Origin of the sequence: Pseudomonas wadenswilerensis, from assembly GCF_900497695.1 — a bacterium.
In the GTDB taxonomy this organism is placed as follows: domain Bacteria; phylum Pseudomonadota; class Gammaproteobacteria; order Pseudomonadales; family Pseudomonadaceae; genus Aquipseudomonas; species Aquipseudomonas wadenswilerensis.
Genome location: NZ_UIDD01000003.1, coordinates 257943 through 278188, shown reverse-complemented (window position 1 = coordinate 278188; position 20246 = coordinate 257943). Strand labels below are relative to the sequence as shown.

Here is a 20246-nt window from a genome sequence, read left to right as displayed (position 1 = left end):
CAGCGTGCGCGGTTTGACCAGCCGGTTCATTGCGCGGTCGGGTAGAAGGCTTGGGAAAGGCTCTGCAAGGTAGACGGCAGACGCGGACCGAGACCACCAACCAGCAGGGTCGGGTCCAGCTCGATCATGCGCTTGTTACGTGCGGCACGCGAAGCATTCAGGGCGGGGTTTTCCTTGAGCAATGCCTGCAAGGCCTGGTCACCGCTCAGACTACGGTCGGCGAATACCAGCACATCGGGATCGAGGGCCGCCAAGGCCTCTACGGAGAAGTTCTTGTAGCCTTCGTTGTCAGCCAGGTTGCGCGCACCGGCCTGCTTGAGCAACCAGTCGCCGGCAGTGCCTTTGCCGGCAATCATTGGTTTGGAGCCGGCATGGCCGACCAGCAGGATCACGCCCGGGGCGGCTTGGCTGTTTTGCAGTTGCTTGATCTTGCCCTGCAGGGCATCGAGTTGCTGACGGTACTCGGCGAACAGTTGCTGGGCTTGTTGCTCATTGCCGAGCAAGCGGCCCAGCTGCTGCAGATTGGTTTCGACTGCGCCAAGGTCGGCCTTGCTCGAAAGCAGTTCGACCTTGACCCCGGCCCCGCGGATTTGCGCGAGCACCGGCGGCGGGCCCATTTCTTCGGTGCCCACCAGCACATCCGGACGCAGGCTCAGCACCCCTTCGGCGGACAGCTGGCGCTGATAACCGATACTCGGCAACGCCTTGAGCGATTGCGGATGCTGGCTGGTGGTATCGACCCCGACCAGCTTCTGCTCGCCGCCCAGCGCCGCCACCCACTCGCTCAGTGCCCCACCGGCGCTGACCCAGCGCTGCGGCAACGTGTCGGCCTGGGCCAAGGTGTTGAACACAAGACCGGCACATAGGGCGATCAGGCGGGCACGTGGGCGCATAACAGGCTTCCTTGAATGAGGAGGAGCGGCAATCCGGGTGGATAATGCCGGGGACGCACGGTATAAAGCGTCCGATACGGCTGATGCAGGCAATTTGATAATTATTTGCATTTGCACGTCAAGCCGTCACTGTGACTTCGAGTAACCCTCACCATGCATTTTCTTTGTCGTTCCGAACACCTGGGCGAAGGCCAGAGCCGAGGCTTCAGTGTCGATGACCTCGGGATTTTCGCGGTTCGGCGCGCAGGCACGGTCTACCTGTACCGCAATTACTGCCCCCATCGCGGGATCCCGTTGAACTGGGAGCCTGACGCCTTTCTCGACAGCAGCGCCAGCCTGATCGCCTGCGGGCGCCACGGCGCGCTGTTTCTGATCGAGTCCGGCGAATGCGTGGCGGGCCCCTGCGAGGGCGAGCAACTGACTGCCCTGGACTGCCGCGAAGACAGCCAGGGCATCTGGTTTATCGACTGAGCAACACCGGCAACGGCCGATCGATATAGACCTGTTCGCCATCGATCCGCGTGCCGTAGGCTAGCACCTCGACGCCATCGGCCACCGCAGCGCGCAGCGCCTCGGCATAGGCACTGTCGATCTCGTCGGCCGGGCGTACGGCTTCGACACCGCTGAGGTTCACGCAATATAGCTGCACCGCGCGCACACCCTGGCGTGCCAGGGTTGCCAGCTCACGCAGGTGCTTGGCGCCGCGCTGGGTCACCGCATCGGGGAAGGCGGCCACGCTGGAGTCATCAAAGCCCAGGGTCACGCTCTTGACCTCGACATAGGCCGGACCGTCAGCAAACTCCAGGCGAAAATCCACCCGGCTGCGTTCTTCACCGTAGGCCACCTCGCGCTTGAGCCCGGTAAATCCGGCCAGCTCGCTGATGACGCCGGCACGCAAGGCCTCTTCTACCAGGGCGTTGGCCCGCCCGGTGTTGACACAGGCCAGGCGCCCTTGCGGCGTTTCGCTGATTTCCCAGGTACCGGGCAGCTTGCGCTTGGGATCGTTGGAGCGGCTGAACCAGACCTGGCCGCCCTCGACCATGCAATTGAACATCGAACCGGTGTTGGGGCAGTGAATGGTCATCTGCTCGCCGTTGGCCAGTTCGATGTCGGCCAGGAAGCGCTTGTAGCGACGCAGTAAGCGTGCGGTTTCAAGTGTTGGAGAAAAACGCATCAGCCTTGCCAGCTCCGCAGTCCACGGGCAATCCGCTCAACCGCTTCCTGCAAGCGCGGCAAGCTCTGGGTGTAGGCAAAGCGCACATGGTGCCCGGCCTGGTGACGGCCAAAATCCAGGCCCGGGGTAAAGGCCACATGCTCGGTTTCGAGGAAGTGCCGGCAGAAGGCGAAGGCATCACCGCCAAAAGCGCTGATGTCGGCATACAGATAGAAGGCACCCTGAGGCTCGACGGCGATCTGGAAACCCAACCCGCGCAATGCGGGCAGGAGGAAGTCGCGACGACGGGCGAACTCGGCACGGCGCTCTTCGAGGATCGCCAGGGTAGCTGGCTGGAAGCACGCCAGCGCTGCATGCTGGGCCATGCTTGGCGCGCTGATGTAGAGGTTTTGCGCGAGTTTTTCCAGGTCAGCCACTGCTGCCGGTGGCGCCACCAGCCAACCCAGGCGCCAACCGGTCATGCCGAAATACTTGGAAAAACTATTAAGGACGAACGCCTCGTCGTCGACTTCCAGCACACTTGGCGCATCCATGCCGTAGGTCAGGCCGTGGTAGATCTCGTCCACCACCAGGTGACCCTTGCGCGCGCGGGTAGCGGCCGACAGGCCGGCAAGCTGGTCGCGATCGAGCACCGTCCCCGTCGGGTTGGCAGGTGACGCCACCAGGGCGCCGACGGTGTCCTGGTCCCAGTAGCGCTCGACCAGATCGGCGCTCAATTGATAATTCACCTCTGGCCCCACCGGCACCAGTTGCGCAGCACCTTCGACCAGGCGCAGAAAATGCCGGTTGCACGGGTAACCCGGGTCGGCCAGCAGCCAGTGCTTGCCCGGGTCGACCAACAGGCTTGCGGCCAGCAGCAAGGCGCCGGAACCACCCGGAGTGATGAGGATGCGCTGCGGGTCGATGCTCAGCCCGTAGCGCTGCTGATAGAACCCGGCAATCGCCTCACGCAGCGCCGGCAGCCCGCGGGCGGCGGTATAACGGGTGTGCCCCTGGGCCAGTGCGGCCTGGCCGGCCTCGACGATCGGCGCGGCGGTGGTGAAATCCGGTTCGCCGATTTCCAGATGGATCACGTCGCAGCCGCTCGCCTGCAGCTCGTTGGCGCGGGCCAGCAGGGCCATCACGTGGAAAGGTTCGATGGCGCGGCTGCGCGCACTGTAGGGCTGGGCCATTAGCCTTCTCTCAAAAGGGTCTAGAATAATGATTCTACTCATGCACTGGGTCGAACGTGTGGCAAAAGCTGTGGTCCACTGCAAAGATCGTCAAGGCCTGGCACAGTTGTCCCGGCCTTGACAACCGGGAGTAGCGTACCCCGATTCGATCTGGTAAGTTCGGCGGCTCGCAGTCGCAGGGCCGGCGGGCGCCGGAGATGGAGCAGCCTGCGCAATGGATTAGAAGAGTGAGAGGCGGTCTATTCATGTCCACCCAAGAAAAGCAACAAAGTCAGTCAGTTCTTGTTCATGGCGTCGAACCCTATAAAGAGACAAAGGGTGAGGAATACATGAGCAAAGCCATGCGCGACCACTTCACCAAGCTCCTCAATGGCTGGAAGAAAGAGCTGATGATCAGCGTGGACAACACCGTTGACCACATGAAGGATGAAGCGGCCAACTTCCCTGACCCAGCCGACCGTGCCAGCCAGGAAGAAGAATTCGCCCTGGAACTGCGCAACCGTGACCGTGAGCGCAAGCTGATCAAGAAGATCGACAAGACGCTGCAACTGATCGTCGATGAAGAATACGGCTGGTGCGAAAAATGCGGTGTCGAAATCGGCCTGCGTCGCCTCGAAGCGCGCCCGACCGCCGACATGTGCTACGACTGCAAGACCTTGGCGGAAATCAAGGAAAAACAGGTCGGCAAAGCCTGACCTGACCAGAACGGGGCGCTCAAGGCGCCCCGTTTCATTTATGGCTATACGTATTCCTCTGCAGTTGCGTCCATGAGCATGAACAACCCTCGCTACATCGGGCGCTTCGCCCCTACCCCCAGTGGTTTCCTGCACTTCGGCTCGCTGGTCGCCGCCCTGGCCTCATGGCTGGACGCGCGTGCGGTCGGCGGCACCTGGCTGGTGCGCATGGAAGACATCGACCCGCCCCGCGAAGCCCCCGGCGCCCAGGCAGCGATCCTCAACACCCTGGAAAGCTACGGCCTGGAATGGGATGGCGAGGTGGTGTACCAGAGCCAGCGCCACGAGGCCTATGCCGAAGTGATCGAACGCCTGTTCCGTCAGGGTCTGGCCTATGCCTGCACCTGCTCGCGCAAGCAGCTCGAAGGCTATCACGGCGTTTACCCGGGCCTGTGCCGCAACGCCGGGCACGGCTGCGAGGACGCGGCCATCCGCGTACGGGTGCCAGAGCTGGCCTACCATTTCGATGACCGGGTCCAGGGCCGTTTCGAACAGCATCTGGGCCGCGAGGTCGGCGACTTTGTCATTCGCCGCCGCGATGGCCTGTACGCTTATCAACTGGCCGTGGTGCTGGATGACGCCTGGCAAGGGGTGACCGATATCGTCCGCGGCGCCGACCTGCTCGACAACACTCCACGCCAGCTGTACCTGCAAGAATTGCTGGGGCTGTCGCAACCGCGTTACCTGCATGTGCCACTGATCGTGCAGCCGGACGGACACAAGCTGGGCAAGTCCTACCGTTCACCGCCACTGGCCGCCGAGCAGGCGACGCCCTTGCTGCTGCGGGCATTGCGCGCGCTGGGCCAGGCGACCGAAGCGGGCATGGAGCAAGGCACCCCGGGCGAAGTGCTGGCGCATGCCGCACTGCACTGGAACCCCGACGCCCTGCCCCGACGCCTGAGCGTGCCCGAGGCCGACCTGCACTGACCCTTGCAGGAGCGGCGGTGCCCCGCGATGAGGGCAATCCGCACTTGATCGCGGGGCAAGCCCGCTCCTACCAGTCATGCAGAAAGCCTAGTAAATTCAATTCTTTGGCAAAAACGCACAAGCCCGTTACCATCGCCGCAGCCATTTGCGCCAATAATAAGTCCAAGCCGCAGCGCCCTAACCTTTGAGGCCAGCATGTATATCTATCGTTTGGTCCTGCTTCTGGTCGTGGGGATCTACCTGTTCTCCCCGGCCATCATGGACTGGTGGATCGAGCCAACCGGTGCCTGGTATCGCCCTTACCTGCTCTGGCTGATCCTGATCGTCGTGACCTTTATCCTGCAGAGCCAACGTGATGCCGATGAGCTTTAGCCTGACCCAGATGATCCTGATCAGCGCCGCCTACCTGCTGGTGCTGTTCGGCGTGGCCTGGGTCAGCGAACGCGGGATGATCCCGCGCTCGATCATCCGCCACCCGCTGACCTACACCCTGTCGCTGGGCGTCTATGCCAGTGCCTGGGCCTTTTATGGCTCGGTGGGCCTGGCCTACCAGTACGGCTACGGCTTTCTCGCCTGTTACCTCGGGGTATCCGGGGCCTTCCTGCTGGCGCCGGTGCTGCTGTACCCGATCCTGAAGATCACCCGTACCTATCAATTGTCGTCGCTGGCCGACCTGATCGCCTTCCGCTTTCGCAGCACCTGGGCCGGGGCGCTCACCACCATCTTCATGTTGATTGGCGTACTGCCGTTGCTGGCGCTGCAGATCCAGGCGGTGGCTGACTCGATCAGTATTCTTACCGGCGAGCCGGTCAAGGCGCGGGTCGCCTTTGCCTTTTGCGCGCTGATCACCCTGTTCACCATCTTCTTTGGCTCGCGGCACATCGCCACCCGGGAGAAACACGAAGGCCTGGTGTTTGCCATTGCCTTCGAGTCGGTGATCAAGCTGCTGGCCCTGGGCGGTATCGGCCTTTATGCGCTGTACGGCGTCTTCGGCGGTCCGCATGAACTGGAAGTCTGGTTGTTGCAGAACCAGACCGCCCTCGCCGCCTTGCACACACCGTTGCAGGAAGGCCCATGGCGCACCCTGCTGCTGGTGTTCTTCGCCTCGGCCATCGTCATGCCGCACATGTATCACATGGCCTTTACCGAAAACCTCAACCCGCGCTCGCTTGTCAGCGCCAGCTGGGGCCTGCCGCTGTTCCTGCTGCTGATGAGCCTGGCCGTGCCGCTGATTCTCTGGGCCGGCCTGAAAATGGGCGCCAGCACCAGCCCGGAATACTTCACCCTGGGCCTGGGCATCGCCGCCAACAACCAGGCGCTGGCGTTACTGGCCTATATCGGCGGGCTATCGGCCTCCAGCGGGCTGATCATCGTCACCACCCTGGCACTTTCGGGCATGGCCCTGAACCACCTGGTGCTGCCGCTGTACCAGCCACCGGCCGAGGGCAATATCTATCGCTGGCTGAAGTGGACCCGCCGGGCGCTGATCGTTGCCATCATCGCCGCCGGTTTCGGCTTCTACCTGACTCTGGGCAGCCAGCAGGACCTGGCCAACCTCGGCATCGTCGCCTTCGTTGCCACCTTGCAGTTCCTGCCGGGCGTGCTCTCGGTGCTGTACTGGCCGACCGCCAACCGCCGCGGCTTCATTGCCGGCCTGCTGGCAGGGATCCTGGTGTGGATGGTGACCATGCTGTTGCCGCTGGTGGGCAACCTGCAGGGCTTCTACATCCCGCTGCTGAACATGATCTATGTGCTCGACGACACCAGTTGGCACATGGCCGCGATCGCCTCGCTGGCCGCCAACGTGCTGCTGTTTACCCTGATCTCGCTGTTCACCAACGCCAGCAGTGAAGAAGTCAGCGCCGCCGAGGCCTGTGCGGTGGATAACGTGCGCCGCCCGCAACGCCGCGAGCTGCACGCCGCCTCGCCCCAGGAGTTCGCTACCCAGCTGGCCAAGCCCCTGGGTGCCAAGGCCGCACAGAAGGAAGTGGAACAGGCCCTGCGCGACCTCTACCTGCCGTTCGACGAGCGCCGCCCTTATGCCCTGCGCCGTCTGCGCGACCGCATCGAGGCCAACCTGTCAGGGCTGATGGGCCCGAGCGTGGCCCAGGACATGGTCGAGACCTTCCTGCCCTACAAGTCCGGTAACGAAAACTACGTTACCGAGGACATCCACTTCATCGAAAGCCGCCTGGAAGACTACCACTCGCGCCTGACTGGCCTGGCCGCCGAGCTCGACGCCCTGCGCCGTTACCACCGCCAGACCCTGCAAGAGTTGCCGATGGGTGTTTGCTCGCTGGCCAAGGACCAGGAAATCCTGATGTGGAACAAGGCCATGGAAGAGCTCACCGGTATCCCCGCCAAGCGCGTGGTCGGCTCGCGCCTGACCACCATCGGCGAACCCTGGCGCGGCCTGCTGCTGGGCTTCATCAACGTGCCCGACGAACACCTGCATAAGCAACGCCTGGGCCTGGACGGCCAGACCCGCTGGCTGAACCTGCACAAGGCGGCCATCGACGAGCCGCTGGCACCGGGTAACAGTGGCCTGGTGCTGCTGGTCGAAGACCTCACCGAAACCCAGGCCCTGGAAGACAAGCTGGTGCACTCCGAGCGCCTGGCCAGCATCGGCCGCCTGGCCGCCGGGGTTGCCCACGAGATCGGCAACCCGGTCACCGGTATCGCCTGCCTGGCGCAAAACCTGCGCGAAGAGCGCGAAGAGGATGGCGAAATCACCGAGCTGAGCAGCCAGATCCTGGAGCAGACCAAACGCATCTCGCGCATCGTCCAGTCGTTGATGAGCTTTGCCCATGCCGGCAGCCACCAGCACAGCGATGAGCCGGTGTGCCTGGCCGAAGTGGCCCAGGATGCCATCGGTCTGCTGGCCTTGAACCGGCGCAATTTCGAAGTACAGTTCTTCAACCTGTGCGACCCGGAACACTGGGTCGAGGGCGACCCGCAACGCCTGGCCCAGGTGCTGATCAACCTGCTGTCCAACGCCCGCGACGCCTCCCCGCCCGGCAGCGCCGTACGGGTCAAGAGCGAAGCCAGCGAACATACCGTCGACCTGATCGTCGAGGATGAAGGCAGCGGTATCCCGAAAAACATCATGGATCGTCTGTTCGAACCCTTCTTCACTACCAAGGACCCGGGCGAAGGTACCGGACTGGGGCTTGCTCTGGTCTATTCCATCGTGGAAGAGCATTATGGACAAATCACCATCGACAGCCCGGCCGATAGCCAGAGCCAACGTGGCACCCGGATCCGAGTGACCCTGCCGCGCCATGTCGTAGCGACGTCCGCTGTGAACTGAGACCGTCGAGAGAATTGAATCAATGCCGCATATTCTGATCGTCGAAGACGAAACCATTATCCGCTCGGCGTTGCGCCGATTGCTTGAGCGCAACCAGTACCAGGTCAGCGAGGCCGGCTCGGTGCAGGAAGCCCAGGAACGCTTCAGCATTGCGACCTTCGACCTGATTGTCAGCGACCTGCGCCTACCGGGCGCGCCTGGCACCGAACTGATCAAGCTCGGCCAGGGCACGCCGGTACTGATCATGACCAGCTACGCGAGCCTGCGTTCTGCCGTCGACTCGATGAAAATGGGTGCGGTGGACTACATCGCCAAGCCATTCGATCACGACGAAATGCTGCAGGCCGTGGCCCGCATCCTGCGCGACCGGCAGAACGCGCCCGCCGCGCCCGCTGAACGGGGCAACGGCAAGTCTGCAGGTGGCGACAAGGCCGCGGCCAGCAATGCGGCCAATGGCGAGATCGGCATCATCGGCTCCTGCCCACCGATGCAAGACCTGTACAGCAAGATCCGCAAGGTCGCCCCAACAGACTCCAATGTGCTGATCCAGGGCGAATCGGGAACCGGTAAAGAGCTGGTGGCCCGCGCCCTGCACAACCTCTCGCGGCGGGCCAAGGCACCGATGATCTCGGTGAACTGTGCGGCCATCCCGGAAACCCTGATCGAGTCGGAGCTGTTCGGCCACGAAAAAGGCGCCTTTACCGGTGCCAGTGCCGGACGTGCCGGTCTGGTCGAGGCCGCCGATGGCGGTACGCTGTTCCTCGACGAGATCGGCGAACTGCCACTCGAAGCCCAGGCGCGCCTGTTGCGCGTGCTGCAGGAAGGCGAAATCCGCCGGGTCGGTTCGGTGCAATCGCAAAAGGTCGATGTGCGCCTGATCGCCGCGACCCACCGCGACCTGAAGAACCTGGCCAAGGTCGGCCAGTTCCGTGAAGACCTTTATTACCGCCTGCACGTCATCGCCCTCAAGTTGCCGGCCTTGCGCGAGCGCGGTGCCGACGTCAACGAGATCGCCAATGCCTTCCTCGCCCGCCAGAGTGCGCGGGTCGGGCGCAACGACCTGCGCTTCGCCCACGACGCTGAGCAAGCCATTCGGCACTACTCCTGGCCAGGTAACGTGCGCGAACTGGAGAACGCCGTGGAGCGTGCGGTGATCCTGTGCGAGAGCCCGGAAATTTCTGCCGACCTGCTCGGCATCGACATCGAACTCAGTGACCTGGTAGACGACGATCCGTTTGCCGGCCTGCCGGGTACCGGCAGCAACGCCAGCAACACCAGCCACGAGCCGACCGAAGATCTGTCACTGGAAGATTACTTCCAGCATTTCGTCCTCGAGCACCAGGACCACATGACCGAGACCGAGCTTGCACGCAAGCTCGGGGTCAGTCGCAAGTGCCTGTGGGAGCGTCGTCAGCGCCTGGGTATTCCGCGACGCAAGAGTGGCGCCACCAGCGAAAGCTGAGCCGTTTCAGCAGGTTGTGCGGGTGCACGGCGGTAACACCGTCACCTTGCGACAAACTGTTACCGCAACATGAAGTCGTAACAAAAACCGGGGCTTAAGGTAACGAAGCCCCGGTTTTTTTTCGCCCTCCAGGCTGTCAAAAAACGCTTCAACCCCTTGTTTTACTGGGGTTTGCAAAAGTTGGCACGGCACCTGCTATATGTTTGGTACAAGAACAATAACAAGCACTGCAAAAGACAATAAAAATAAGACGAATCGGCTCACGCACAATAAGAACAAGACGGCGGAGGCGCAGCTAACTGATTCTTTTGGAGAGGAGTTGTATTTGGGGCTTGCCCCACAACCAGGCAGAGAACAATAAAAACTGCACTCAAGCAGGGCCTGAACTGGTTGGATCGCATGATCATTGCAACCTCAGCGACCAAAGCAATCCGTTTGCTCTTGATCCCGATTAGGGAGACCGCCCACAAGCTTTTTTTGTGGGCAGGGCACTCAACAAAAACAAGAAGCCCGGCAAAAAAACAATAAGAGCACGCAACTACTTCTTGGGGAGCTTCGGCTCCCCTTGTAGTTCCTGCCCGCCCCAGCCTGTCCGTGCGTCGTCCGACGCGACCGCCTACACCATCCTCCGAGTAAATGCTAGAATCCCCGCCCATCATGCGGCCATTCTTCGTTTTTGGCCGAACATTCCTTCAAACAGTGCATCCCATGCTGAAGAAGCTGTTCCAGTCATTCCGTCCTACCGTGCGTGGCCAGCACCATATTCGCACCACGCCCGAAGTGATCAATAGTGGTCAACATTCGCTGCAACGCGGCCAGTTCAGTCGCCATGCGGTGAACATCGTCGAGCGCCTGCAAAACGCTGGCTACCAGGCCTACCTGGTCGGTGGCTGCGTGCGGGACCAACTTCTGGGCATCACCCCCAAGGATTTCGACGTCGCCACCAGCGCCACCCCTGAACAGGTCCGCGCCGAATTTCGTAACGCCCGTATCATCGGTCGCCGTTTCAAACTGGTTCACATCCATTTCGGGCGTGAAATCATCGAAGTCGCCACCTTCCGCGCCAACCACCCGGAAAGCGAAGAAGAGAACAGCCACACCTCGTCGCGTAACGAGAGTGGGCGGATCCTGCGCGACAATGTCTACGGCACCCTGGAAGAAGACGCGCAGCGCCGCGACTTCACCATCAACGCCTTGTATTACGATCCGGTCAGCGAGCGCATCCTCGATTACGCCAACGGCGTGCACGACATCCGCAACCGCCTGATCCGCCTGATCGGCGACCCGACCCAGCGCTATCAGGAAGACCCGGTACGCATGCTGCGTGCCGTGCGTTTCGCCGCCAAGCTCAATTTCGGCATCGAGAAGCACACCGTGCAGCCGATTCGCCAGCTGGCGCCGATGCTGCGCGAGATCCCGGCGGCGCGCCTGTTCGAAGAGTCGCTCAAGCTGTTCCTCTCCGGGCAGGCTGCCGACACCTTCGAAATGCTCGTCGACCTGGAGCTGTTCGACCCTCTGTTCCCGGCCAGTGCCGAGGCGCTCGAAGAGCATCCGACCTACACCCACACCTTGATCAGCCAGGCATTGATCAATACCGACCTGCGCGTCAGGCAGGGCAAGCCGGTAACCCCGGCCTTCCTGTTCGCCGCCATGCTCTGGCCGGCGCTGCCGGGTCGCGCCCTGCGCCTGCAAAGCCGTGGCATGCCGCCGATCCCGGCGATGAATGAAGCCGCTCACGAGCTGATCGCCGAGCAGTGCCAGCGCATCGCTATCCCCAAGCGCTTCACCATGCCGATTCGCGAGATCTGGGACATGCAGGAGCGCCTGCCACGGCGCAGCGGCAAGCGTGCCGACCTGTTGCTCGACAACCCGCGCTTCCGCGCCGGTTACGACTTCCTGCTGCTGCGTGAAAGCGCTGGCGAAGAAACCGATGGCCTTGGCCAGTGGTGGACCGATTATCAGGACTGCAACGACAGCGAGCGCCGCGACATGATCCGCGAGCTGGGCAACCGCGATGAAGGTGCCGGTGCCGGCCCGCGCAAACGCAAGCGTAGCCCGAGCAAGCGCAAGCGTGCCGACGGCGCAGCAGGCGAGTAACACATGATCCGCGCCTACATTGGCCTGGGCAGCAACCTGGCCGATCCCGAGCAACAACTGCGCAGCGCCGTCGAGGCGCTGGGGCAGTTGCATGAAAGCGCCCTGGCCGGGGTTTCGGCCTTCTACACCAGCGACTCGCTGTCGCCCGGCCAGCCGCGCTACACCAATGCCGTGGCGGCGCTGGAGACCGCCCTGGCGCCGCTCGACCTGCTCGATGCGCTGCAGGCCATCGAGGCCGATCAGGGCCGCGAGCGCAAGGAGCGCTGGGGCCCGCGCACCCTCGACCTGGACATCCTGCTGTACGGCGACCAGGTCATCGATGTGCCGCGCCTGAAAGTGCCGCATTACCACATGCAGGCCCGACCGTTCGTCCTTTACCCACTGGCCGAACTGGTACCCGAAGACTTCTGCCTGGCCGATCAGCGGCCCCTGTCCCAATTACTGGCAGATTGCCCGTTCGTCGGTCTGGAACGCCTGTAACCGGGCGATCCCCCAGCCGGTAACGCCCGTAACAGCGCATTAGTAACAATGCGGTAACAGGGTAATTGACTTCAGCCCCCTCGCTCACGACTATAGGCGTCCCGTGGCGCCCCGAGCGCCGCAAAAAGGCGTATATAGGCCTGGAACAGGTCGTATTTCAAACACCACGATCGATGATGTGCTGTTCCAGAAGATGAATACACGCGTTGTACGCAGTCGTTTTTCACAGCGCCTGAACGAGGATTCCTTTTCATGCCAGAAGTAACCCTGACCACCCTGCAGAGCCTCAAGGCCAAGGGTGAGAAAATAACCATGCTGACCTGCTACGACGCGACCTTTGCCCAGGCCGCCAGCCGGGCCGGCGTGGAAGTATTGCTGGTGGGTGACTCCCTGGGCATGGTCCTGCAAGGCCATGACAGCACCTTGCCGGTATCCAATGCCGAGATGGCCTACCACACCGCCTGCGTCAAACGCGGCAACGAAGGTGCGCTGATTCTCGCCGACCTGCCGTTCATGGCCTGCGCCACCACCGAGCAGGCGTTCGCCAACAGCGGCGCGCTTATGCAGGCTGGTGCGCACATGGTCAAGGTCGAAGGCGCCGCCTGGCTGGCGGAAACCATCCGCCTGCTGGCCGAGCGTGGCGTGCCGGTCTGTGCCCATATGGGCCTGACCCCGCAGACCGTGAATATTCTCGGTGGCTACAAGGTTCAAGGCCGCCAGGAAAACCAGGCTCGGCAGATGCGCGCCGACGCCATCGCCCTGGAGCAGGCCGGTGCGGCCATGCTGCTGCTCGAATGCGTACCGACCGAGCTGGCCGCGGAAATCACCCAGGCGGTGAGCATCCCGGTGATCGGCATCGGCGCCGGCAGCGCCACCGACGGCCAGGTGCTGGTGTTGCATGACATGCTCGGCCTGTCGCTGACCGGCCGGGTACCAAAGTTCGTGAAGAACTTCATGGCCGGCCAGAGCGACATTCAAGGCGCGCTCAAGGCTTATGTAGCCGCGGTCAAGGATGTCAGCTTCCCCGGCAGCGAACACGGGTTCAGTGCATGAATACAGTCAAGACCGTCCGCGAACTGCGCGCCGCCGTGGCGCGGGCGCGCAGTGAAGGCAAACGCATCGGCTTCGTGCCGACCATGGGCAACCTGCACAGCGGCCATGCCGCGCTGGTGACCAAAGCCGCGCAACGGGTCGATTTCGTTGTCGCCAGCATCTTCGTCAACCCGCTGCAGTTCGGCCCCAGCGAAGACCTCGACAAGTACCCGCGAACCCTCGCCGCCGACCAGGAGAAACTGCTCCAGGCCGGCTGCCACCTGCTGTTCGCCCCGACCGTCGAGGAGATGTACCCGGACGGCATGGCCGGGCAGACCCGGGTCAGTGTCCCGCAGCTTTCCGACGGGCTTTGCGGTGCCAGCCGCCCGGGCCATTTCGAAGGCGTGGCGACGGTGGTCAGCAAGCTGTTCAATATGGTCCAGCCAGACCTGGCCGTGTTCGGTCAGAAGGACTTCCAGCAGTTGGCGGTGATTCGCGCGCTGGTACGTGACCTGAACATGCCGATCCAGATCATCGGCGAGCCGACCGTGCGCGCCGAAGACGGCCTGGCGCTGTCGTCGCGCAACGGTTACCTGAGCGACGAACAGCGCGCCACGGCGCCAGCGTTGTATCGGGTGCTGAGCCAGATGGCCGCCGCGATTGAGCAGGGTGAACGCAACTATCCGGCGTTGATCGCCAATGGTCAGCAACAACTGAGCGCGGCAGGTTTTCGCCCGGACTACCTGGAAATTCGCCAGGCCCTGAGCCTGCGTCCGGCAGCGTCTGAAGACCGCGATCTGGTGATCCTGGTGGCCGCCTTCCTGGGTGCCACCCGCCTGATCGACAACCTGCACCTGAATCTCGACGACAAGTAAAACGGTCGCCCGCTGGGGACACTCCCTGTAACGCAGGTTGCATGCCTATAATTGGCATCAGCCTGCAAACAGGATGCTTTTTCCAGTGTCCAAGGCAGCTCACGCAATAAGGAAACCTGCAGCGATGGCGTACTACCGCACTCCTCATGATGTCACCGCCCTGCCCGCCTGGCAGGCGCTCCAGCAGCACCGCGAAGCCATGCAGGACTTCAGCATGCGCGACGCGTTCAATGCCGAGCCAAAACGCTTCGAACAGTTTTCCCTGAGTACCTGCGGGCTGTTCCTCGATTACTCGAAAAACCTGATCAACGGCCAGAGCCGTGATCTGCTGGTCAATCTGGCCAACGAGGTCGGCCTGCAAGAGGCAATCAAGGCGCTGTTCGCCGGTGAGATCCTCAACGCCTCCGAAGGCCGCCCGGCGCTGCACACCGCCCTGCGCCGTCCGGTTGGCGACAAGCTGAGCGTCAACGGCGTCAACGTGATGCCCGAGGTGCACAAGGTGCTCAACCAGGTGACCGAACTGGTTGGCCGCATCCATGACGGCCTGTGGCGCGGCTACAGCGAAAAGCCGATCACCGACGTGGTCAACATCGGCATCGGCGGTTCGTTCCTCGGCCCCGAGCTGGTCTCCGAAGCGCTGCTGCCTTACGCCCAGCGCGGCGTGCGCTGCCATTACCTGGCAAACATCGACGGCAGCGAGTTCCACGAGCTGTCGGCCAAGCTGCGTGCCGAAACCACGCTGTTCATCGTCTCGTCCAAGTCGTTCAACACCCTGGAAACCCTGAAGAACGCCCAGGCGGCCCGCGCCTGGTACCTCGCCCAGGGTGGCTCGGAAGCCGAGCTGTACAAGCACTTCATCGCCGTATCCAGCAACAAGGCCGCTGCGGTGGCCTTCGGCATTCGTGAAGAAAACATCTTCCCGATGTGGGACTGGGTCGGCGGGCGTTACTCGCTGTGGTCGGCCATCGGCCTGCCGATTGCACTGGCCATTGGTACTGCCAACTTCAAGGAACTGCTGTCCGGTGCCTACACCATGGACCAGCACTTCCAGAACGCGCCATTCGAACAGAACATGCCGGTGCTGCTGGCCTTGCTGGGCGTCTGGTACGGTAACTTCTGGGGCGCGCAGAGCCATGCGATCCTGCCGTACGACCATTACCTGCGTAACATCACCAAGCACCTGCAACAGCTGGACATGGAATCCAACGGCAAGAGCGTCCGCCAGGACGGCACGCCGGTCAACCACGACACCGGCCCGGTGATCTGGGGTGGCGTGGGTTGTAACGGTCAGCACGCCTACCACCAGTTGCTGCACCAGGGCACCCAGCTGATTCCCGCCGACTTCATCGTCCCGGTGGTCAGCTTCAACCCGGTCGCCGACCATCACCAGTGGCTGTACGCCAACTGCCTGTCGCAGAGCCAGGCGCTGATGCTCGGCAAGACCCGCAGCGAGGCCGAAACCGAACTGCGCGACAAGGGCATGGCCGAAGCCGATATCCAGAAGCTGGCGCCACACAAGGTGATCCCGGGTAACCGCCCGAGCAACACCCTGGTGGTCGAGCGCATCAGCCCGCGGCGCCTCGGCGCACTGGTGGCGATGTACGAACACAAGGTGTTCGTGCAGAGCGTTATCTGGGGCATCAACGCCTTCGACCAGTGGGGCGTGGAGCTGGGCAAGGAGCTGGGCAAGGGTGTGTACCAGCGCCTGACCGGCGGCATCGAAGAGCCTGCCGAGGACGCTTCGACCCAGGGCCTGATCAACTTCTTCCGCAGCCGTCACCGCGGTTGATCGCCTGCGCTGCCCCTGGCCGAACGAACACGGCCAGGGGCAGCGGCTACACTGTCCTGACAAAAACAATCCGTCAGAACAGGACCCCGCCATGTTCGATATCAGCGACTTTCCCCAAGCCGATGCCGTCAGCAAAGCGGCGCAACTGAGCCAGGCCGACTATCAGCGCCTGTACCGCCAGTCCATCGATGACCCGGATGCCTTCTGGACCGAACAAGCCAAGGCCCTGGACTGGATCGAGCCCTGGAGCCAGATCCAGCAGAGCGACATGAAGACCGGCCAGGCCGTCTGGTTCAAAGGTGCGCAACTCAATGTCAGCTACAACTGCATCGACCGTCACCTGGCCACCCGGGGCGATCAGCCGGCGATCATTCGTGAGGGCGACAACCCCACCGATTCCAGTGTCATCACCTACCGCGAACTGCACCAGCAGGTCTGCCGCCTGGCCAATGTACTCAAGCAGCGTGGGGTAAAAAAAGGCGACCGGGTGTGCATCTATATGCCCATGGTTCCGGAAGCGGCCTACGCCATGCTCGCCTGCAGCCGCATCGGCGCCATTCACTCGGTGGTGTTCGGCGGCTTCTCGCCGGATGCGTTGCGCGACCGGATTCTCGACGCCGATTGCCGCACACTGATCACCGCCGACGAGGGTGTTCGCGGCGGCAAGAGCGTGCCGCTGAAGAACAACATCGACAAGGCCCTGCTCAGTTGCCCGAATGTCGGTACGGTGGTGGTGATCAAGCGCACCGGTGGCAAGATCGACTGGCGTGAAGGCCGCGATATCTGGTACCACGAAGCAATCAAATCGGTAGGTGACCAATGCCCACCCGAGCCGATGGATGCCGAAGACCCGCTGTTCATCCTCTACACCTCCGGCAGCACTGGCAAACCCAAGGGCGTGCTGCACACCACCGCGGGTTACCTGCTGCAAGCGGCGCTGACCTTCAAGACCGTGTTCGATTACCGCGAGGGCGAGGTGTTCTGGTGCACTGCCGATGTTGGCTGGGTGACCGGTCACAGCTATATCGTCTACGGGCCGCTGGCCAACGGCGCGATCACCCTGATGTTCGAAGGCGTGCCCAACTACCCGGATACCTCGCGCTTCTGGCAGGTGGTCGACAAGCACCAGGTAAACATCTTCTACACCGCGCCCACCGCCCTGCGTGCGCTGATGCGTGAAGGCCCGGGCCCGCTGGCGAGCACCTCACGCAAGAGCCTGCGCCTGCTCGGCAGCGTTGGCGAGCCGATCAACCCGGAAGCCTGGGAATGGTATTTCGAGGCCGTGGGCGAAAAACGCTGCCCCATCGTCGATACCTGGTGGCAGACCGAAACTGGCGGCATCATGATCAGCCCACTGGTCGGCACCCGGCGGGTCAAACCCGGCTGCGCCACCCAACCGATGTTCGGCGTGCAGCCGGTGTTACTGGACGACAAGGGCAAGCTGATTGAAGGCCCCGGCAGCGGCATGCTGGCGATCAAGGCCAGCTGGCCCGGACAGATCCGCAGCGTGTACGGCGACCCGCAACGAATGATCGATACCTACTTCAAGCCACTGCCGGGTTACTACTTCACCGGCGACGGCGCGCGCCGCGACGAGGACGGTGACCTGTGGATAACCGGACGGATCGATGACGTGATCAACGTCTCCGGCCACCGCATCGGCACCGCCGAAGTCGAAAGCGCCCTGGTGCTGCACGACAGCATCGCCGAAGCGGCCGTTGTCGGGTACCCTCACGATCTCAAGGGGCAAGGCATCTATGCCTTTGTCACGCCCATGAACGGGGTGACCCCGGACGACAGGCTCAAGCAGGAATTACTGGCCCTGGTCAGCAAGGAGATCGGCAGTTTTGCCAAACCCGAGCTGATCCAGTGGGCGCCGGCGCTGCCCAAGACCCGCTCAGGCAAGATCATGCGGCGCATTCTGCGCAAGATCGCCTGCAACGAGCTCGACAGCCTCGGCGATACCTCGACCCTGGCCGATCCGAGCGTGGTCCAGGGCTTGATCGACAAACGCCTGAACACTTAAGCGGCAGCGCTGTTTGGCTGCCTTGCAGACAAGGTAACCATGGAAGCGATTCGCCGCCGTATCGAAACCCAGGTGATGAGCCTGACCGGCTTGTCCCTGGGACAACTTGACCTGGAAAACCCCAAGGGTGACCCTGGGCTGTTCGGCCCGGGCAGCATCAGCTGGCGCGTGCATGGCGACTTCCCCAGCATGCTGATCGGCGGCATCAGTGCCCTGCTCCTGCAACTGCTGCACCCGCTGGCGCTGGCCGGCGTGTGGGATCACTCCAACTTTCGCCAGGACCTGCTCGGCCGCCTGCGCCGCACCAGCCAGTTCATCTCCGGCACCACCTTCGGCTCGACTCAAGATGCCAACTGGCTGATCGAAAAAGTACGCACCATTCACTTGCAGGTGGTCGGTAGCGCCGCCGATGGCCGGCCTTATGCTGCCAGCGATCCAGACTTGCTGACCTGGGTGCATGTAGCTGAGGTCAGCAGCTTCCTGGCAGCACACATGCGCTACCGCAACCCGCACCTGCCGATCGCCGATCAGGATGCCTACTACGCCGAGATCGCCCTGATCGCCGAACGCCTGGGCGCCCGCAACGTACCGCGTTCGCGCCAGCAGATTGCCGACTACCTGCAGGCCATGCGCCCCCAACTTATCTGCGACACCCGCAGCCATGAGGTGGTACAGGTGCTGCTCGACGCGCCGGCGCCCAGCCGCCTGGCCCAACCGGTAGGCGCCTTGATGCTGCGAGCCGGAATTGACTTGCTGCCCGAATGGGCCAGCACCATGCTCGAGCTGAGCCAGAACCCGCTGCAGCGCCGGCTGATCCGCCTGGGCATCAACAGCACCGCACCGGTCCTGCGCTGGGCCATGCGCGATGGCTCGGCCCATCGTGCACGGCGACGCATGGGTATCGCCTGAGCAGTGCGCCAATAGCCCTCGCCCGGCCATCTATGCCACCATGCGGGTCTAGCCAGGCCCTGGGACCTGAACCGTTCTGACGCCAAATCCAATAAGAATGAGGAGCCGCGCCATGCAAGATGTCGTAATCGTTGCCGCCACCCGGACCGCCGTGGGTAGCTACCAAGGGGCATTGGCCAACATTCCCGCCGTCGACCTTGGCGCCGCGGTGATCCGCCAGCTGCTGACCCAGACCGGCATCGATGCCGAACTGGTCGACGAAGTCATTCTCGGCCAGGTGCTCACCGCCGGCGCCGGGCAGAACCCGGCGCGCCAGGCCGCGATCAAGGCCGGCCTGCCCCATGCCGTCCCTGCCATGACCCTGAACAAGGTCTGCGGTTCGGGCCTCAAGGCCCTGCACCTGGCGACCCAGGCGATTCGCTGCGGCGACGCCGAGGTGATCATCGCCGGCGGCCAGGAAAACATGAGCCTGGCCAACTACGTCATGCCCGGTGCCCGCACCGGCCTGCGCATGGGTCACAGCACCCTGATCGACAGCATGATCAGCGATGGTTTGTGGGATGCGTTCAACGACTATCACATGGGCATCACCGCCGAGAACCTGGTGGAAAAGTACGGCATCAGCCGTGAAGAACAGGACGCCTTCGCCGCCGCTTCGCAGCAAAAGGCGGTGGCTGCCATCGAAGCCCGGCGTTTCGTCGACGAAATCACCCCGATCCTGATCCCGCAGCGTAAAGGCGAGCCGGTTGCCTTCGCTACCGACGAACAACCACGCGCCGGCACTACTGCCGAGTCGCTGGGCAAGCTCAAGCCGGCGTTCAAGAAGGACGGCACGGTAACAGCCGGCAACGCCTCGTCGCTCAACGACGGTGCGGCAGCAGTACTATTGATGAGCGCGGCCAAGGCGCAGCAGCTGGGCCTGCCGATCCTGGCGCGCATCAAGGCTTACGCCAACGCCGGGGTCGATCCGGCGATCATGGGTATCGGCCCGGTCAGCGCCACCCGCCGCTGCCTGGAAAAAGCCGGTTGGCAGCTGAGCGAGCTTGATCTGATCGAAGCCAACGAAGCGTTCGCCGCCCAGGCCCTGTCGGTGGGCAAGGAGCTGGGCTGGGACGCCAGCAAGGTCAACGTCAACGGCGGTGCCATCGCTCTGGGCCATCCGATCGGCGCCTCGGGTTGCCGGGTGCTGGTGACCTTGCTGCATGAAATGATCAAGCGTGATGTCAGCAAGGGCTTGGCTACCCTGTGCATCGGCGGCGGTCAGGGCGTGGCCCTGGCGATCGAACGCTGATCACCGCGGGAGGGGCTGCAACGGCCCCTCCCCTGGCTTGAACTGATAAACTGCACGTCCGCAAACCAAGGCCAC

At 63.0% G+C, this 20246-nt stretch carries 17 protein-coding genes; 14 read left to right on the top strand and 3 right to left on the bottom strand.

What is annotated here, in order from left to right:
* Positions 1-26: 26 nt before the first annotated feature.
* Positions 27-893 carry a heme/hemin ABC transporter substrate-binding protein gene (locus CCOS864_RS04645; RefSeq protein WP_115085254.1) on the bottom strand — a complete coding sequence of 289 codons (867 nt, stop codon included), beginning with the start codon at positions 891-893 and terminating at the stop codon, positions 27-29.
* 153 nt (positions 894-1046) lie between these two features.
* Between CCOS864_RS04645 and CCOS864_RS04640 the strand changes: the two genes are divergently transcribed.
* A complete protein-coding gene (locus CCOS864_RS04640; RefSeq protein WP_115085253.1) occupies positions 1047-1364 on the top strand; it encodes a Rieske (2Fe-2S) protein in 318 nt (105 codons plus the stop codon).
* Here CCOS864_RS04640 and sfsA read toward each other — a convergent pair.
* Positions 1354-2067 carry a DNA/RNA nuclease SfsA gene (gene sfsA / locus CCOS864_RS04635; protein ID WP_115085252.1) on the bottom strand — a complete coding sequence of 238 codons (714 nt, stop codon included), beginning with the start codon at positions 2065-2067 and terminating at the stop codon, positions 1354-1356. The two genes, CCOS864_RS04640 and sfsA, sit on opposite strands and share 11 nt — an antisense overlap.
* Complete coding sequence (locus CCOS864_RS04630) at positions 2067-3239, bottom strand: pyridoxal phosphate-dependent aminotransferase (RefSeq protein ID WP_115085251.1); 1173 nt, start codon at positions 3237-3239, stop codon at positions 2067-2069. Before CCOS864_RS04630 ends, sfsA begins: the two co-directional genes overlap by 1 nt.
* Positions 3240-3484: 245 nt before the next feature.
* Between CCOS864_RS04630 and dksA the strand changes: the two genes are divergently transcribed.
* The 13 genes from dksA to CCOS864_RS04565 all read left to right on the top strand — a co-directional run bounded on the left by dksA (position 3485) and on the right by CCOS864_RS04565 (position 20171).
* Positions 3485-3934, top strand: coding sequence for an RNA polymerase-binding protein DksA (gene dksA / locus CCOS864_RS04625; RefSeq protein WP_115085250.1), 450 nt, complete (start codon positions 3485-3487; stop codon positions 3932-3934).
* Positions 3935-4012: 78 nt separating this feature from the next.
* Positions 4013-4900, top strand: a complete 888-nt coding sequence (gene gluQRS / locus CCOS864_RS04620; RefSeq protein WP_115085273.1) for a tRNA glutamyl-Q(34) synthetase GluQRS — start codon at positions 4013-4015, stop codon at positions 4898-4900.
* Between the two features lie 195 nt (positions 4901-5095).
* On the top strand, positions 5096-5272 hold the full coding sequence (locus CCOS864_RS04615; protein ID WP_003250005.1) for a hypothetical protein: 177 nt from the start codon (positions 5096-5098) through the stop codon (positions 5270-5272).
* Positions 5256-8210, top strand: a complete 2955-nt coding sequence (locus CCOS864_RS04610; protein WP_166675635.1) for a sensor histidine kinase — start codon at positions 5256-5258, stop codon at positions 8208-8210. The genes CCOS864_RS04615 and CCOS864_RS04610 overlap by 17 nt, the downstream gene beginning before the upstream one ends.
* Positions 8211-8232: 22 nt before the next feature.
* Complete coding sequence (locus tag CCOS864_RS04605; protein WP_115085249.1) at positions 8233-9672, top strand: sigma-54-dependent transcriptional regulator; 1440 nt, start codon at positions 8233-8235, stop codon at positions 9670-9672.
* 708 nt (positions 9673-10380) lie between these two features.
* Positions 10381-11769, top strand: coding sequence for a polynucleotide adenylyltransferase PcnB (locus CCOS864_RS04600; RefSeq protein WP_166675634.1), 1389 nt, complete (start codon positions 10381-10383; stop codon positions 11767-11769).
* A 3-nt stretch (positions 11770-11772) separates the two neighbouring features.
* On the top strand, positions 11773-12249 hold the full coding sequence (gene folK, locus CCOS864_RS04595) for a 2-amino-4-hydroxy-6-hydroxymethyldihydropteridine diphosphokinase (RefSeq protein ID WP_115085247.1): 477 nt from the start codon (positions 11773-11775) through the stop codon (positions 12247-12249).
* Between the two features lie 252 nt (positions 12250-12501).
* Positions 12502-13302, top strand: a complete 801-nt coding sequence (gene panB / locus CCOS864_RS04590) for a 3-methyl-2-oxobutanoate hydroxymethyltransferase (RefSeq protein WP_115085246.1) — start codon at positions 12502-12504, stop codon at positions 13300-13302.
* Positions 13299-14156: a pantoate--beta-alanine ligase gene (panC, locus tag CCOS864_RS04585; protein ID WP_115085245.1), complete on the top strand. Its 858-nt coding sequence runs from the start codon at positions 13299-13301 to the stop codon at positions 14154-14156. Before panB ends, panC begins: the two co-directional genes overlap by 4 nt.
* A 124-nt stretch (positions 14157-14280) precedes the next feature.
* Entirely contained in the window at positions 14281-15945 is a 1665-nt protein-coding gene (pgi, locus tag CCOS864_RS04580) for a glucose-6-phosphate isomerase (protein WP_115085244.1), read from the top strand.
* Positions 15946-16036: 91 nt separating this feature from the next.
* Positions 16037-17971, top strand: a complete 1935-nt coding sequence (gene acs / locus CCOS864_RS04575; RefSeq protein ID WP_115085243.1) for an acetate--CoA ligase — start codon at positions 16037-16039, stop codon at positions 17969-17971.
* A gap of 39 nt (positions 17972-18010) precedes the next feature.
* On the top strand, positions 18011-18880 hold the full coding sequence (locus CCOS864_RS04570; protein ID WP_115085242.1) for an oxygenase MpaB family protein: 870 nt from the start codon (positions 18011-18013) through the stop codon (positions 18878-18880).
* A 112-nt stretch (positions 18881-18992) separates the two neighbouring features.
* Complete coding sequence (locus tag CCOS864_RS04565) at positions 18993-20171, top strand: acetyl-CoA C-acetyltransferase (RefSeq protein ID WP_115085241.1); 1179 nt, start codon at positions 18993-18995, stop codon at positions 20169-20171.
* Positions 20172-20246: the final 75 nt, after the last annotated feature.